The 15,702-nt window shown below is 55.8% G+C and carries 14 protein-coding genes and 1 pseudogene; 10 read left to right on the top strand and 5 right to left on the bottom strand.

Annotated features, from left to right (window positions below; genetic code table 11):
• From gyrB to dnaA, 4 genes are read right to left on the bottom strand one after another with little or no spacing between them, the layout of a single operon-like run.
• Positions 1–2,412, bottom strand: coding sequence for a DNA topoisomerase (ATP-hydrolyzing) subunit B (gene gyrB, locus G6Q29_RS16560; RefSeq protein WP_003861119.1), 2,412 nt, complete (start codon positions 2,410–2,412; stop codon positions 1–3).
• Between the two features lie 28 nt (positions 2,413–2,440).
• Positions 2,441–3,514 (bottom strand): DNA replication/repair protein RecF, encoded by a 1,074-nt coding sequence (recF, locus tag G6Q29_RS16565; protein WP_165466473.1) that lies wholly within the window; start codon positions 3,512–3,514, stop codon positions 2,441–2,443.
• Complete coding sequence (gene dnaN / locus G6Q29_RS16570) at positions 3,514–4,614, bottom strand: DNA polymerase III subunit beta (RefSeq protein WP_165466474.1); 1,101 nt, start codon at positions 4,612–4,614, stop codon at positions 3,514–3,516. The genes recF and dnaN overlap by 1 nt, the downstream gene beginning before the upstream one ends.
• 4 nt (positions 4,615–4,618) lie before the next feature.
• Complete coding sequence (dnaA, locus tag G6Q29_RS16575) at positions 4,619–6,013, bottom strand: chromosomal replication initiator protein DnaA (protein WP_003861124.1); 1,395 nt, start codon at positions 6,011–6,013, stop codon at positions 4,619–4,621.
• A gap of 358 nt (positions 6,014–6,371) precedes the next feature.
• On the opposite strand from dnaA, the pseudogene G6Q29_RS21895 reads away from it, so the two are divergent.
• The 10 genes and pseudogenes from G6Q29_RS21895 to G6Q29_RS16620 form a co-directional block, all read left to right on the top strand.
• Positions 6,372–6,422: pseudogene (locus G6Q29_RS21895) on the top strand (hypothetical protein); the annotation flags it as partial.
• Positions 6,423–6,651: 229 nt separating this feature from the next.
• Positions 6,652–6,792 (top strand): 50S ribosomal protein L34, encoded by a 141-nt coding sequence (gene rpmH, locus G6Q29_RS16580; RefSeq protein WP_000831330.1) that lies wholly within the window; start codon positions 6,652–6,654, stop codon positions 6,790–6,792.
• 16 nt (positions 6,793–6,808) lie between these two features.
• Entirely contained in the window at positions 6,809–7,168 is a 360-nt protein-coding gene (rnpA, locus tag G6Q29_RS16585; RefSeq protein WP_006808764.1) for a ribonuclease P protein component, read from the top strand.
• Positions 7,132–7,389 carry a membrane protein insertion efficiency factor YidD gene (gene yidD / locus G6Q29_RS16590; protein WP_001307474.1) on the top strand — a complete coding sequence of 86 codons (258 nt, stop codon included), beginning with the start codon at positions 7,132–7,134 and terminating at the stop codon, positions 7,387–7,389. Before rnpA ends, yidD begins: the two co-directional genes overlap by 37 nt.
• Positions 7,390–7,391: 2 nt before the next feature.
• Positions 7,392–9,035, top strand: coding sequence for a membrane protein insertase YidC (gene yidC / locus G6Q29_RS16595; protein WP_165466475.1), 1,644 nt, complete (start codon positions 7,392–7,394; stop codon positions 9,033–9,035).
• A gap of 72 nt (positions 9,036–9,107) precedes the next feature.
• Entirely contained in the window at positions 9,108–10,472 is a 1,365-nt protein-coding gene (gene mnmE, locus G6Q29_RS16600) for a tRNA uridine-5-carboxymethylaminomethyl(34) synthesis GTPase MnmE (protein WP_165466476.1), read from the top strand.
• 111 nt (positions 10,473–10,583) lie between these two features.
• Positions 10,584–11,759, top strand: coding sequence for an MFS transporter (locus tag G6Q29_RS16605; protein ID WP_165466477.1), 1,176 nt, complete (start codon positions 10,584–10,586; stop codon positions 11,757–11,759).
• Positions 11,728–12,699, top strand: a complete 972-nt coding sequence (yidZ, locus tag G6Q29_RS16610) for an HTH-type transcriptional regulator YidZ (RefSeq protein ID WP_165466478.1) — start codon at positions 11,728–11,730, stop codon at positions 12,697–12,699. The genes G6Q29_RS16605 and yidZ overlap by 32 nt, the downstream gene beginning before the upstream one ends.
• Positions 12,700–12,821: 122 nt before the next feature.
• On the top strand, positions 12,822–13,568 hold the full coding sequence (locus G6Q29_RS16615; protein WP_165466479.1) for a 4'-phosphopantetheinyl transferase family protein: 747 nt from the start codon (positions 12,822–12,824) through the stop codon (positions 13,566–13,568).
• A 36-nt stretch (positions 13,569–13,604) separates the two neighbouring features.
• Complete coding sequence (locus G6Q29_RS16620; protein ID WP_003861147.1) at positions 13,605–14,171, top strand: NADPH-dependent FMN reductase; 567 nt, start codon at positions 13,605–13,607, stop codon at positions 14,169–14,171.
• Between the two features lie 75 nt (positions 14,172–14,246).
• On the opposite strand, the gene adeP is transcribed toward G6Q29_RS16620, so the two are convergent.
• Positions 14,247–15,584 (bottom strand): adenine permease AdeP, encoded by a 1,338-nt coding sequence (gene adeP / locus G6Q29_RS16625; RefSeq protein WP_165466503.1) that lies wholly within the window; start codon positions 15,582–15,584, stop codon positions 14,247–14,249.
• Between the last annotated feature and the right edge of the window lie 118 nt (positions 15,585–15,702).

Raw genomic sequence — 15,702 nt, forward strand, 5'->3', positions numbered from 1 at the left:
TTAGATATCGATGTTCGCCGCTTTCAGAGCGTTCTCTTCGATGAAGGCGCGGCGTGGTTCAACTGCATCGCCCATCAGGGTCGTGAACAGCTGATCCGCTGCGATTGCGTCTTTAACAGTAACGCGCAGCATGCGACGACTTTCCGGATCCATGGTGGTTTCCCACAGCTGATCCGGGTTCATTTCGCCCAGCCCCTTATAACGCTGAATAGAGAGACCACGACGGGACTCTTTCACCAGCCACTCCAGCGCCTGTTCGAAGCTGGCTACCGGCTGACGACGTTCGCCACGTTCAATGAATGCATCGTCTTCGATCAGACCGCGCAGCTTCTCGCCGAGGGTGCAGATACGACGGTATTCCGGACCGGTGACAAATTCGTGCTCCAGCGGGTAGTCGGTATCGACGCCGTGGGTACGCACGCGGACGATCGGCTCGAACTGCTGCTCAGCGTTCTGCTGAACGTCAAACTTCCACTGGCTGCCGTGTTGCTCTTTCTCGTTCAGCTCGCTCACCAGGGTGTTCACCCAGCGGGTGACGGTCTGCTCGTTACTCAAATCGGCTTCGGTCAGGGTCGGCTGATAAATCAGCTCTTTCAGCAGCGCTTTCGGATAGCGACGCTCCATACGGCCAATCATTTTCTGCGTGGCGTTGAACTCGGAGACCAGACGTTCCAGCGGCTCACCGGCCAGCGCAGGCGCGCTTGAGTTAGCGTGCAGGGTCGCACCATCAAGGGCGATCGCGATTTGGTACTGGTCCATCGCGTCGTCATCTTTAATGTACTGTTCCTGCTTGCCTTTCTTCACTTTATACAGCGGCGGCTGCGCAATGTAGACGTGGCCGCGTTCAACAATTTCCGGCATCTGACGATAGAAGAAGGTCAACAGCAGCGTACGAATGTGCGAGCCGTCGACGTCCGCATCGGTCATGATGATGATGCTGTGATAGCGCAGTTTATCCGGGTTGTACTCGTCGCGACCGATACCGCAGCCGAGTGCGGTGATGAGCGTTGCCACTTCCTGAGAAGAGAGCATTTTGTCGAAGCGCGCCTTCTCAACGTTGAGGATTTTACCCTTCAACGGCAGGATCGCCTGGTTCTTACGGTTACGGCCCTGCTTCGCAGAACCGCCCGCGGAGTCCCCTTCCACAAGGTACAGTTCGGACAGCGCCGGGTCGCGTTCCTGGCAGTCAGCCAGCTTGCCCGGCAGGCCTGCCAGATCCAGTGCGCCTTTACGGCGGGTCATTTCACGCGCTTTACGCGCCGCTTCACGGGCACGCGCCGCATCAATAATTTTACCCACCACGATTTTCGCGTCGGACGGGTTTTCCAGCAGATATTCGCTCAGCAGTTCATTCATCTGCTGCTCAACGGCTGATTTCACCTCAGAGGAGACCAGCTTGTCTTTGGTCTGTGAGGAGAACTTCGGATCCGGCACCTTCACGGAGACCACGGCAATCAGACCTTCACGCGCATCGTCGCCGGTGGCGCTGACTTTCGCTTTTTTGCTGTAGCCTTCTTTGTCCATGTAGGCGTTCAGGGTACGGGTCATCGCCGCGCGGAAGCCCGCAAGGTGAGTACCGCCGTCGCGCTGTGGAATGTTGTTGGTGAAGCAGTAGATGTTTTCCTGGAAACCGTCGTTCCACTGCAAGGCCACTTCCACGCCGATACCGTCTTTTTCAGTAGAGAAGTAGAAGATATTCGGGTGAATTGGCGTTTTGTTTTTGTTCAGATACTCAACGAACGCCTTGATACCGCCTTCGTAGTGGAAGTGGTCTTCTTTGTTGTCGCGTTTGTCGCGTAGACGAATCGACACGCCGGAGTTCAGGAACGACAGTTCACGCAGGCGTTTCGCCAGGATGTCGTATTCGAATTCGGTGACGTTGGTGAAGGTTTCAAGGCTCGGCCAGAAACGCACCATAGTCCCGGTTTTCTCGGTATCCCCCGTGACGGCCAGCGGTGCTTCAGGCACGCCGTGCTGATAGATCTGGCGATGAATTTTGCCTTCGCGCTGGATCACCAGCTCCAGCTTCTGCGACAGGGCGTTTACTACGGATACGCCAACGCCGTGCAGACCGCCGGACACTTTATAGGAGTTATCATCGAACTTACCGCCTGCGTGCAGAACGGTCATGATCACTTCCGCAGCCGAGACGCCCTCTTCCGGGTGGATACCGGTTGGGATACCACGGCCATCATCGGTAACGGAGACGGAGTTGTCCGCATGAATGGTGACCACGATGTCTTTACAGTGACCCGCGAGCGCTTCGTCGATAGCGTTATCTACCACCTCGAATACCATGTGGTGCAGACCGGTGCCGTCATCCGTGTCGCCGATATACATACCCGGGCGCTTACGCACCGCATCCAGCCCTTTCAGGACTTTGATACTGGAGGAGTCATAAGAATTCGACATCAACGTTTCTCGCTCATTTCAACTTGGGTTAATCCGTTATTTTACCCTTTTCCACGGTAAACATCTTCGAATTTTCGTCCGACATGTCTATAACGTGTTCAGCGCTAATGGCGCTGACGAAAACCTGCGACTGCGTGGCTTTTAAGCGGCTGGCAAGCAGTCCGCGCCGCGAGTCGTCAAGTTCCGAGGCAAAATCATCTATCAGGTACAGGCAGCGTCGCCCGCTCTCGCGAGTCAGGAACTCCCCCTGTGCCAGGCGCAGCGCGCACATAAGGAGCTTGAGCTGCCCGCGCGAGAGCGTGTCTTCTACCGGCGCACCGTCGGCACGAATGCGGAAATCCGCCTTGTGCGGACCGTGCGCGGTGTAGGTCAACATGCGATCGCGTTCGAAGCTTCTCTCTAGCACCTCGGCATAATCCGTCTCTTTTTCCCAGCCGCGCTGGAAAGAGAAGGTGAGAGAGAACTCGGGTAAAAACTGTTTGCAGGTATCGGCCATGTCTTCGGCGATACCAGCGCTGTATTCGGCACGCCAGCGGCTGATTTGTTCCGCAAGAGGGATTAACTCCATGTCCCACGGACGCAGCTGGGCGTAACGGGTGACCTGGCGCAACGCGGCGTTACGCTGCTTGAGCAGACGCTTCAGGTTGCTCCAGGCGTTAAAGAAACCGGCTTCATTGTGAAAGCATCCCCAGTCGAGGAATGCTCTTCTGTATTTGGGGCCGCCGTTGAGTAAAGTAAACCCCTCGGGCGTAATCAGCTGCATCGGCATGAGCAGCGCCAGCTCCGCCACTTTGTGCCCGTCGGTGCCGTCGATGCGCACCTTGCTGTCGCCCTGCTTGTCTTTGGTCAGGCCGATGGCGGTTTCCCGCTCTGCGCCCTGCAATCGCCCATGCAAAACAAAGGACTCCTGCTCATGGCGAATGACGCGGCCTATCTGCAAACTGCGAAACGCCCGACCGTGGCCGAGCGTATAAATGGCTTCCAGCACGCTGGTTTTGCCGCTGCCGTTTGCGCCAACCAGGAAGTTAAAGCCGGGGGATAAAGCGAGATCCGCGCTTTCGATATTGCGAAAGTCGCGGATCAACAGACGGGTGAGCGACATTACAGTCTCATTGGCATGACAACATAAGCCGCACTTTGGCTGGCCGCATCTTCAATCTGTACGCTCGAAACGGAGTCAGTCAGCAGGATGCGAACGTTCTCGCATTTCAGTGCATTCAGCACATCCAGCACATAGCTGACGTTGAAGCCGATTTCCATCTCAGCCCCGGCGTAGGTGACGTCCAGAATCTCTTCTGCCTCTTCCTGCTCCGGGTTGTTGGCGGTGATTTTGATTTGGTTTTCACTCACGTACAGACGTACGCCGCGGAATTTCTCGTTGGAGAGAATAGCGGCACGCGCAAATGCCTGCTTGAGGATGTCGCAACCCGCCTCCAGCGTTTTGTCCGGGTTCTTCGGCAATACGCGGCGATAATCCGGGAAACGACCGTCAACCAGCTTCGATGTGAAGACAAAATCGCCCACATGTGCGCGAATGTTATTGCTGCCGATCTGCACGCGCAGCGGCGCGTCGCCACCGTCGAGCATACGCATCAGCTCAATCACGCCTTTACGCGGTACGATCACCGAATGGTTTGGCAGCGAGTCGCCAATCGGCATGGAACAGACCGCCAGACGGTGACCGTCGGTAGCCACGGTACGCAGCTCCTCACCTTCGGTTTCGAACAGCATGCCGTTTAAGTAGTAACGAACGTCCTGATGCGCCATGGAGAACTGCGTGGCCTCAATCAGACGCTTCATCGTCGCCTGCGGCAGGGTAAATTCAACTTCGCTCTGCCAGTCATCCAGGTTCGGGAAGTCCGCAGCGGGCAGCGTGGAGAGGGAGAAACGGCTGCGGCCAGAGCGCACCAGCATGCGGTCGCCCTCCAGCTGCACGGCGATTTCAGCGCCTTCAGGCAGCCCACGGCAAATATCAAAGAATTTACGTGCCGGAACCGTGGTCGCGCCTGCGTCGTGCGGCTGAGTCAGCGTAACGCGCGCGATCATTTCCATTTCCAGATCTGTGCCGGTCAGCGACAGCGTACCGTCCGCGACCTGAAGCAGCAGGTTTCCAAGAATAGGCAGCGTAGGGCGGCCGCCTAATGGGCCACTCACCTGTTGCAGCGGTTTTAATAAATGTTCACGTTCAACGGTAAATTTCATAGCGTCACGATGATAATGTTCTGATTAAATTGGAAAAATCTTCTTTTATGTCGTGGCTTTCTTCGCGTAGCTGCTCGATCTTGCGACAAGCGTGCAGCACGGTCGTATGGTCACGGCCACCAAACGCATCACCGATTTCCGGCAGGCTATGGTTGGTTAGCTCTTTTGCCAGCGCCATCGCCATCTGACGCGGACGCGCCACCGAGCGGGAACGACGTTTAGACAGTAAATCTGCCACTTTGATCTTGTAGTACTCAGCCACGGTCTTCTGAATATTGTCGATAGTGACCAGTTTTTCCTGCAAAGCCAATAAATCGCGCAGCGCTTCACGCACAAAATCGATGGTGATCGCACGACCGGTGAAGTTGGCGTTGGCGATAACGCGGTTCAGCGCCCCTTCCAGTTCACGCACGTTGGAACGCAGGCGCTTGGCAATGAAGAACGCCACTTCACCCGGCAGGCGAATGTCGTTCTCATCGGCTTTTTTCATCAGGATCGCGACGCGGGTTTCCAGCTCCGGCGGCTCGATCGCCACGGTCAGGCCCCAGCCGAAGCGGGATTTAAGACGATCTTCAACGCCGTTGATCTCTTTGGGATAACGATCCGAGGTCAAAATGATCTGCTGATTGCCTTCCAGCAGGGCGTTAAAGGTATGGAAAAACTCTTCCTGCGATCGTTCTTTATTGGCAAAGAACTGAATGTCATCGATCAGCAGCGCATCAACGGAACGGTAGTAGCGTTTAAACTCTTCGATCGCGTTGTTTTGCAGGGCTTTTACCATGTCCTGAACGAAGCGTTCGGAGTGCATATACACCACTTTGGCATTGGGCTTACGCGCCATAATGCCGTTACCCACCGCGTGCAGCAGGTGCGTTTTACCGAGACCCGTGCCGCCATACAGGAACAGCGGGTTGTAAGCGCCACCAGGGTTATCGGCAACCTGGCGAGCCGCCGCGCGCGCCAGCTGGTTCGATTTACCTTCAACGAAGTTATCGAACGTGTGCTTCACGTTAACGTTAGAGCGGTAGGTGGGCTCAGCGGGGGCCGGAACGTTATCCCAGCCCTGACGAGCCGGTGCAACGCGAGGCGCAGGCGCGGGCGCCGCCTGTGCAGGGGCCGCCACATTGACAACTTCACGAACGGTTTGGGTAACCGGCTTTGTGCCCACTTCAAAACGCAGCTGCGGGGCATCTGACCCGCAGAAATCGTTCAGCAATCCATTGATATTATTAAGGTATTTATCCCTTACCCAATCGAGCACGAAACGGTTTGGCGCATACAAAGCCAGCGTGTTATCGCTCAGTTCCGCCTGCAACGGGCGGATCCACATACTGAATTCTGTGGCTGGTAACTCATCCTGCAATCGGGCAAGACACTGCTGCCAAAGCGAAAGTGACACGGCGGACTCCACTCGAACAATAAAAGAAAGCTATTGAATATTCATGATTGTTGGCGCACATCGACATGACCCCATCAGGGTGATGTGCGAACCGCTATCTGCGGTTATACACGCTATCGCTGATACAACCTGAACGATGTTGTGTTTATGTCCGACCAGGATCGCTGGATCCCGATCGGGACCGCGGATCATAGCCTAAACTGAGCCAGAGATCTTCTGTTTCTCACAGATTCTTCCCGATTTATCCACAGGAAGATCCGGAATCGGGTAAGTGTAAACGATCCTGACGCGAGTGCCTCGCGATTTAGCCCGCATATTGGAAAATTTAATGAGCACAGACAATTTTGGGTTTAAATGATCTAACGAAGATCCTGGACGATCCTTGCGCTTTGTTGGTGAGCCCGTATAATCCTCGCCCCGGCGCGTGATGCTCATCTTCCTGCGTCGTCCGTTGCTCATTTTCCACGCGAAATCGTGCGGAAATACGCAGGGATTTAAGGAAAGAGAATTGACTCCGGAGTGTACAATTATTACAATCCGGCCTCTTTAATCACCCACGCTGAGGCGTTAGTCGTTCGAAACTCGTTCGGGTATACGCAAAAGTCAGTGAATTTATTCAAGTTTAGGTAGAAATCGCCATGAAACGCACTTTTCAACCGTCTGTACTGAAGCGCAACCGTTCTCACGGCTTCCGTGCTCGTATGGCTACTAAAAATGGTCGTCAGGTTCTGGCACGTCGTCGTGCTAAAGGCCGCGCTCGTCTGACCGTTTCCAAGTAATAAAGCTAACCCCTGAGTGGTTAAGCTCGCATTTCCCAGGGAGTTACGTTTGTTAACTCCCACTCATTTCACTTTCGTCTTCCAGCAGCCATTACGGGCTGGCACGCCGCAAATCACCATCCTCGGCCGCCAAAATTCGCTGGGGCATCCCCGCATCGGTCTCACAGTCGCCAAGAAAAACGTTAAGCGTGCGCATGAACGCAACCGGATTAAACGTCTGACGCGTGAAAGCTTCCGTTTACGTCAACACGAACTGCCTTCAATGGATTTCGTGGTGGTGGCTAAAAAAGGGGTTGCCGACCTCGATAACCGTGCTCTCTCGGAAGCGTTGGAAAAATTATGGCGCCGCCACTGTCGCCTGGCTCGCGGGTCCTGATAGCCCTCATTCGGGTCTATCAACGCCTGATTAGTCCGCTACTCGGGCCACACTGCCGTTTCACGCCAACATGCTCAAGCTACGGAATTGAGGCATTGCGCAGGTTTGGAGTGATAAAAGGCAGTTGGTTGACGGTGAAACGCGTATTAAAATGCCACCCTTTACACCCAGGTGGAGACGACCCCGTCCCTCCAGGACCTTTTGATACCAGAGAACACTAACGATGGATTCGCAACGCAATCTTCTTATCATCGCTTTGTTGTTCGTGTCTTTCATGATCTGGCAGGCATGGGAGCAGGATAAAAATCCTCAACCCCAGCAGCAGACCACGCAGACCACGACCACCGCAGCGGGTAGCGCCGCCGACCAGGGCGTACCGGCCAGTGGCCAGGGGAAACAGATTACGGTTAAGACCGATGTGCTTGAGCTGACTATCAACACCCGTGGTGGTGATGTTGAGCAGGCGCTGCTGTTGACCTACCCGAAAGAGCTGAAGTCTAACGAACCGTTCCAGTTACTGGAAACCACGCCAGAGTTTATCTACCAGGCGCAGAGCGGCCTGACCGGTCGTGATGGCCCGGATAACCCGGCTAACGGTGCGCGTCCACTGTATAACGTCGAGAACGACACGTTTGTGCTGGCTGATGGTCAGAACGAACTCGTTATCCCGATGACCTACACCGACGCGGCAGGCAACACCTTCACCAAAACCTTCACCCTGAAACGCGGTGAGTATGCGGTGAACGTGGGCTACAGCGTACAGAACGCCGGTGCGAAACCGCTGGAAATCTCTACCTTTGGTCAGCTGAAGCAGTCCATCAACCTGCCGTCACACCGTGACACCGGAAGCAGCAACTTTGCGCTGCATACCTTCCGTGGCGCGGCATACTCCACGCCAGATACCAAGTACGAGAAATACAAATTCGACACCATTGCCGATAACGAAAACCTGAACGTCAGCTCTAAAGGCGGTTGGGTCGCAATGCTGCAACAGTATTTCGCGACGGCGTGGGTACCGAATAACGACGGTACGAACAACTTCTACACCGCGAACCTCGGCAACGGTATTGCAGCCATCGGCTACAAATCTCAGCCGGTTCTGGTGCAGCCGGGTCAAACCGGTAAACTGGCAAGCACCCTGTGGGTCGGCCCGGAAATCCAGGACAAAATGGCTGCCGTTGCGCCGCACCTGGATCTGACCGTTGATTACGGTTGGTTGTGGTTCATCTCTCAGCCGCTGTTTAAGCTGCTGAAGTTCATCCACAGCTTCCTGGGTAACTGGGGCTTCTCCATCATCGTTATCACCTTTATCGTTCGTGGCATCATGTACCCGCTGACGAAAGCGCAGTACACCTCCATGGCGAAGATGCGTATGCTACAGCCGAAGATTCAGGCTATGCGTGAGCGTCTGGGCGACGATAAACAGCGTCAGAGTCAGGAGATGATGGCCCTGTATAAAGCAGAGAAAGTGAACCCACTGGGTGGTTGCTTCCCGCTGCTGATTCAGATGCCAATCTTCCTTGCGCTGTACTACATGCTGATGGGTTCCGTTGAGCTGCGCCACGCGCCGTTCGCCCTGTGGATCCATGACCTGTCCGCACAGGACCCGTACTACATCCTGCCGATCCTGATGGGCGTGACGATGTTCTTCATTCAGAAGATGTCTCCGACCACCGTGACCGACCCGATGCAGCAGAAGATCATGACCTTTATGCCGGTCATCTTCACCGTGTTCTTCCTGTGGTTCCCGTCAGGTCTGGTGCTGTACTATATCGTCAGCAACCTGGTGACCATCATCCAGCAGCAGCTGATTTACCGCGGTCTGGAAAAACGTGGCCTGCATAGCCGCGAAAAGAAAAAGTCCTGATCCGTTAAGTTAACGCTAAAATAAGGGCGGTCGATTGACCGCCTTTTTTATTTGTATTGAACGAGAGCAATCATGAGCCATAACGACACTATCGTCGCCCAGGCAACCCCACCGGGACGCGGTGGTGTAGGCATTCTGCGTATCTCCGGCCTGAAGGCGCGCGAGGTGGCCGAAGCGGTGCTGGGTAAACTGCCGAAGCCGCGCTACGCTGATTATCTACCGTTTAAGGATGCCGACGGCACGCCGCTGGACCAGGGCATCGCGCTGTGGTTCCCCGGCCCAAACTCCTTTACCGGCGAAGACGTGCTGGAGCTTCAGGGTCACGGCGGCCCGGTGATCCTCGACCTGCTGTTAAAACGTATTCTGACCCTGCCCGGCCTGCGCATTGCGAAGCCGGGCGAGTTCTCCGAGCGTGCCTTCCTGAACGATAAGCTCGACCTGGCGCAGGCCGAGGCGATTGCTGACCTGATCGACGCCAGTTCTGAACAGGCAGCCCGCTCCGCGCTGAACTCATTGCAGGGTGCATTTTCCGCACGCGTGAATCACCTTGTGGAAGCACTTACTCACCTGCGGATCTATGTTGAAGCAGCTATCGACTTCCCTGACGAGGAGATCGATTTCCTCTCCGACGGTAAAATCGAAGCCCAGCTCAACCAGGTGATGAGCGACCTCGACGCGGTACGCGCCGAAGCGCGCCAGGGCAGCCTGCTGCGTGAAGGGATGAAGGTGGTGATTGCTGGTCGCCCTAATGCGGGGAAATCGAGCCTGCTGAACGCCCTGGCGGGCCGTGAAGCGGCGATCGTGACCGACATAGCCGGTACTACCCGCGACGTCCTGCGCGAGCATATCCACATCGACGGGATGCCGCTGCACATCATCGACACCGCTGGCCTGCGCGATGCGAGCGATGAAGTTGAGCGTATCGGTATCGAACGCGCCTGGCAGGAAATCGAGCAGGCCGACCGCGTGCTGTTTATGGTGGACGGCACCACGACCGACGCCGTTGACCCGGCTGAAATCTGGCCAGACTTTATCGCCCGTCTCCCGGCTAAACTGCCGATCACCGTGGTCCGCAACAAGGCAGACGTTACCGGCGAAACGCTGGGCATCAGTGATGTGAATGGTCACTCACTTATTCGCCTGTCGGCCCGTACTGGTGAAGGCGTGGAAGACCTGCGTAACCATCTCAAACAGAGCATGGGCTTTGACACCAGCATGGAGGGGGGCTTCCTGGCACGCCGTCGTCACTTGCAGGCCCTGGAAGAGGCGGCTCGCCACCTTGAACAGGGTAAAGCCCAGCTGATAGGCGCATGGGCCGGTGAACTGCTGGCGGAAGAGCTGCGTCTGGCGCAGCAGAACCTGAGTGAGATCACCGGGGAGTTTACGTCGGATGACTTGCTGGGGAGGATTTTCTCGAGCTTCTGTATCGGCAAGTAATTCCCGCTCATATAAGGTGATTTCCTTCCAGGAAATCACCATTGTCCAAATGGCAACTCGCTTAATCGTTCCATGCCCCCTATCCTGCATGCCTGCATCCATGGGGGATTTATGGCTCGTTTTCTGTTTTGTAGTTTTGCGCTGGTTCTGTTGTATCCGTCCGGAATAGATATGTATCTGGTGGGATTACCGCATATTGCCCGCGATCTGGGTGCCAGCGAGGCGCAGCTTCACATCGCGTTTTCGGCCTACCTCGCGGGGATGGCATCGTCGATGGTATTTGCCGGGAAAATCGCGGATAAAGCCGGACGTCAGCCTGTCGCCATTACAGGTGCGATTGTCTTCGCGCTGGCATCGATACTGTGTTCCGTCGCCCAGGAAAGCACCCTGTTCCTGACTGGACGATTTATTCAGGGCATTGGCGCGGGCGGCTGTTACGTGGTGGCGTTTGCCATTCTGCGCGATACCTTAAGCGCCCAGCGTCGCGCCAAAGTGCTGTCGATGATGAACGGCATTACCTGCATCATCCCGGTGCTGGCTCCCGTCGTGGGCTACCTGATCATGCTGAAATTCCCGTGGCAAAGCCTGTTCTGGACCATGGCAGCCATGGGCGCGCTGGTATTTGTCCTGTCGATTGCCGTGCTGAAAGAGACCCACCCGGGTTCGCAGAACATTGTCCATACCGCAAGCATTCACCCGGCCGAGAAGCTCATCAACCGATTTTTCCTGAGTCGCCTGACTATCACTACGCTCAGCGTGGCGGTGATCCTCACCTATGTAAACGTTTCCCCAGTGTTACTAATGGAGACCATGGGCTTCGATCGCGGTGAGTATTCTACGGTGATGGCGCTAACCGCGATGGTCAGCATGGCAGTTTCATTCTCGACGCCCTTTGCGCTCAATCTTTTCCGCCAGCGCACGCTAATGCTCACCTCACAGGTGCTGTTTCTCGCCGCAGGCCTGATTCTGGCAATCGCTACCTCACACGCTGTGATGCTGGTGGGCATAACCCTGATTTGCGCCGGATTCTCCGTTGGCTTTGGTGTGGCGATGAGTCAGGCGCTTGGCCCGTTCTCGCTACGGGCAGGCGTGGCAAGCTCGGTACTGGGCATTGCGCAGGTCTGCGGTTCGTCGTTGTGGATTTGGCTGGCGGCGGTGATCGGCCTGAACGCGCTGAATATGCTGATCGGGGTTCTGATTGGCTGTAGCATACTCTGCATTACCTTACTTATGGTCATCCAGCCCGCAGCGCACTATGAAGAAGCCCATCAGCAATCTCGATCTTAATCTTTTACTTTGCCTGCAACTGTTGTTGCAGGAGCGCAGCGTCACCAAAGCCGCGAAGCGGATGAACGTGACGCCTTCCGCAGTAAGTAAATCACTGGCGAAGCTGCGCGACTGGTTCGACGATCCGCTGTTTGTGAAAACGCCCTTAGGGCTATTGCCCACGCCGCTGACGGTGAGCCTGGAACAGGATTTGGCCGACTGGATGCAGATTGGCAACCAGATCCTCGATAAATTCCACCATAGTTCTCCTGGCGGGCTCAAGTTTGTACTCGCCGCCGAAACGCCGCTGATGCTGATCCGCTTTAATGACCTACTGGAACAGGTGAACCAGCGCTATCCGCAGGCGACGGTGAAGCTGCGCCAATGGGATTACGATTCGCTGGACGCCATTACGCGCGGGGAAGTGGATGTTGGCTTCACCGGTCGCGAAACGCACCCACGCTCGCGGGAACTGCTGAAGCTGATGCCGTGGTTTATCGACTATGAAATCCTTTTTAGCGACCGTCCGTGCGTCTATCTGCGCGAGGATCATCCCGCGCTCCAGGAAGCGTGGGATCTGGAGACGTTTCTGCGCTACCCGCATATCAGCATCTTCTGGGAACGCAGTGACACCTGGGCGCTCGACGAGGTGCTAAGAGAGATGGGACGGGAGCGTAATATCGCCATGAGTTTGCCCGGATTTGAACAGTCGATGTTTATGGCGGCCCAGCCAGATCACAACTACATTGCCACTGCGCCGCACTACTGCCATCACTACAATCAACTTCACCAGCGTAATCTGGTCTGTCTTCCCATTCCCATCGATGAGGCGCAGGCAGAAAAGCTCACCGTACCCTTCACGCTGATCTGGCATAAACGGAACAGCCATAATCCGAAAATCCTCTGGCTACGCGAGACGATCAAAGCGCTGTATACCGCGCCAGGGCAGGTTTTTGCCTAAGATAATGTAAAGTTCGGTCCTCAGGCTTCTCTTATTTCCATTTACTGATTAAAACAAAAGCTGAGTTAAGCGATAATCATGTAACCGTTTAACCGATTACGACCATTATCAAGGAGCGAAAAATGGCTACGCACTTTGCACGAGGAACACTAACGGAAGGGCATCTCGTATCGGCCAGAATTTCTACAGCCTGCCACAGTGAGGCGCTCAAGCTACCTGAACACCGCAGGACGCGGTTTTTAGCCTCCAGAGCGCTCCTCGCAGAACTGCTTTTTATGCTGTACGGCACCAGCGAATTACCGGACATACTCACCCAGCCAGAAGGTCGCCCGGTTTTTGCGGACCCGGCACTCCCCCATTTTTCCATTGCGTATACCGGAAACATTGTTGGCGTCGCGCTGACGACTGAAGGTGATTGCGGCCTGGATATGGAGCTGCAACGCGTCACGCGCAGCTTCCATGGTGCTAACGCGCTCGATGAATACCCGCTCTCCAGCAATGAAAAGCTGTGGATACGTAACCAGAACGACCCCGTTGAAGCCAGAGCGCAGCTCATCACCCTTCGCCAGAGCATCCGCAAACTGAGCGGCGCGGCGTCAGACGATGCCAGTCTGTTGCAATTGCTCCCCGGCTCCGGTCGCCTGCGTGCCACAAAAGCCTCGCTGGTAGAGGCGCTCAGCGATGCTGAGGATGTACTGATCTGGTCTGTTGCGGTGAGCCCTGCCATCGAACGGCTGAAAATCTGGGAATTTGACAGTACTCGCGGTTGGCGTAGTCTTCCGGATGTACCAGAGCGCGCCAACGAGCCCGCCGCCCGCCTGATGCGATTAACCAGTTTACCGGCAGAAAAAGCATCCACCCATAGCTGATCCGTCCAGGATCATCATGATGAAACAGGAGTAATCATGTCTGATACGTTGAAAGTTGTTACGTTACTGGGAAGCCTGCGCAAAGGTTCTTTTAACGGGATGGTTGCCCGTACGCTGCCGCAGCTGGCGCCTGCGGGAATGGAAATCAGTGCCCTGCCGTCCATTGGCGACATCCCGCTTTATGATGCTGACGTTCAGCAAGAAGAAGGGTTCCCGCAGAGCGTGGAAGCGATAGCCGAGCAGATCCGTCAGGCTGACGGGGTGGTGATTGTGACGCCTGAGTATAACTACTCGGTGCCGGGTGGACTGAAGAACGCCATTGACTGGTTATCCCGTTTACCGGAGCAGCCGCTGTCAGGCAAGCCGGTGCTGATCCAGACCAGCTCAATGGGCGCCATCGGCGGCGCGCGCTGCCAGTATCACCTGCGTCAGATCCTGGTGTTCCTGGATGCGATGGTGATGAACAAGCCGGAATTTATGGGCGGTGTGATTCAGAATAAAGTCGACCCGCAGACGGGTGAAGTGGTGGATCAGAGTACGCGTGACCATCTCTCTGGTCAGCTGACGGCATTTGGGGATTATATTAAGCGGGTGAAGGCGTAAGCCCTCACCCTAACCCTCTCCCACGAGGAGAGGGAGCAAACACCAGGGCCCTTTTCTTCGAAAAGGGCTTGCTGTTTATTTGGCATCAATAAACACAATCTTCAGCACAAACAGCAGCGCCACAATAATCACGCACGGGCTGAGTTCGCGGAAGCGGCCTGTACCGATCTTCATCACACAGTAAGAGATAAAGCCCAGCGCGATACCTTCGGTGATCGAGAAGCTGAACGGCATCATCACCGCGGTAATAAATGCCGGAACGGCTTCCGTCAGATCTTCCCACTTCACGCGCGCCAGGCTTGAGGTCATCAGCACGCCGACGTAAATCAGCGCGCCGGCTGCCGCGTATGGTGGCACCATCCCCGCCAGCGGAGAGAGGAAGATCACCAGCAGGAACAGCAGACCTACGACTACCGCAGTCAGGCCGGTACGGCCGCCTACGGAGACGCCGGAAGAGGATTCAATGTAAGCGGTAACAGACGAGGTGCCGATGAAAGAGCCGGCGACGGAGGAGATGCTATCCACATACAGCGCCTGCTTCATGCGCGGGAATTTGCCTTTTTCATCCGCCAGACCCGCTTTATCGGTCACGCCGATCAGCGTACCGGATGAGTCAAACAGGTTGACCAGCATGAAGGAAAAAATCACCCCCGCCAGGCCCAGATTCAGCGAGCCAGCCAGATCGACGTGACCGATAACGGTAGAGACGCTCGGTGGTGCAGAGACGATACCACTGTAATGCACGTCGCCCAGCATCCAGCCCAGCAGCGTGGTCACGATGATAGAGACCAGCACCGCAGCATGGATGTTGCGCGACGCCAGGATCGCGATGATAAAGAAGCCCAGCACGCCCAGCAGCACGCTGTGAGAGGTCAGGTTACCAATGCTCACCAGGGTTTCCGGGTTCGCCACGATCACACCGGCATTTTTCAGCCCCATCATGCCGATAAACAGACCGATACCGCTGGTGATACCCACGCGCAGGCTCACCGGGATGTTCGCAATCATCCAGTAGCGCACGCGGAAGATGGTCAGCAGGAGCAGGCCAACCGCACCCCAGAAAATAGCGCCCATCCCAACCTGCCACGGCAGGCCCATCGCCTGAACCACCACGAACGCAAAGAACGCGTTCAGACCCATCGCCGGGGCCAGCGCCACGGGCAGATTAGCGAAAACGCCCATCAGGATGCTGCCAAGGGCGGCGATCAGACAGGTGGTAACAAAGACGGCGCTGGTATCCATGCCAGCCACGCCCAGAATTTGCGGGTTAACAAAAACGATATAGACCATCGTCAGGAAGGTAGTAAAACCGGCGATCACTTCGGTGCGTGCCGTTGTGCCGTGCTCGCGCAGTTTGAACACGCGCTCAAGCAGCCCCTGACCAGATGTCTGGGTAGTGTGTTGTTGACTCATCATCAATTTCCGAACAAGGAGGGAAAATTCGTCGCTATCCTATACCAAAATGCGACAATAGTGGCGGTTACGGGATACTTTTTTCATTGATTTTGCTTATACGGCAACGATTGCGTCC

This window comes from Enterobacter cloacae, assembly GCF_011078175.1.
GTDB classification, from domain to species: domain Bacteria; phylum Pseudomonadota; class Gammaproteobacteria; order Enterobacterales; family Enterobacteriaceae; genus Enterobacter; species Enterobacter cloacae_Q.

What these genes read in the sequence shown, in the direction of transcription:
- gyrB (WP_003861119.1), bottom strand. Translation starts at nt 2,412, where the DNA reads ATGTCGAATTCTTATGACTCCTCCAGTATCAAAGTCCTGAAAGGGCTG.
- recF (WP_165466473.1), bottom strand. Translation starts at nt 3,514, where the DNA reads ATGTCGCTCACCCGTCTGTTGATCCGCGACTTTCGCAATATCGAAAGC.
- dnaN (WP_165466474.1), bottom strand. Translation starts at nt 4,614, where the DNA reads ATGAAATTTACCGTTGAACGTGAACATTTATTAAAACCGCTGCAACAG.
- rpmH (WP_000831330.1), top strand. Translation starts at nt 6,652, where the DNA reads ATGAAACGCACTTTTCAACCGTCTGTACTGAAGCGCAACCGTTCTCAC.
- yidD (WP_001307474.1), top strand. Translation starts at nt 7,132, where the DNA reads ATGGCGCCGCCACTGTCGCCTGGCTCGCGGGTCCTGATAGCCCTCATT.
- yidC (WP_165466475.1), top strand. Translation starts at nt 7,392, where the DNA reads ATGGATTCGCAACGCAATCTTCTTATCATCGCTTTGTTGTTCGTGTCT.
- mnmE (WP_165466476.1), top strand. Translation starts at nt 9,108, where the DNA reads ATGAGCCATAACGACACTATCGTCGCCCAGGCAACCCCACCGGGACGC.
- G6Q29_RS16605 (WP_165466477.1), top strand. Translation starts at nt 10,584, where the DNA reads ATGGCTCGTTTTCTGTTTTGTAGTTTTGCGCTGGTTCTGTTGTATCCG.
- yidZ (WP_165466478.1), top strand. Translation starts at nt 11,728, where the DNA reads ATGAAGAAGCCCATCAGCAATCTCGATCTTAATCTTTTACTTTGCCTG.
- G6Q29_RS16615 (WP_165466479.1), top strand. Translation starts at nt 12,822, where the DNA reads ATGGCTACGCACTTTGCACGAGGAACACTAACGGAAGGGCATCTCGTA.
- G6Q29_RS16620 (WP_003861147.1), top strand. Translation starts at nt 13,605, where the DNA reads ATGTCTGATACGTTGAAAGTTGTTACGTTACTGGGAAGCCTGCGCAAA.
- adeP (WP_165466503.1), bottom strand. Translation starts at nt 15,584, where the DNA reads ATGAGTCAACAACACACTACCCAGACATCTGGTCAGGGGCTGCTTGAG.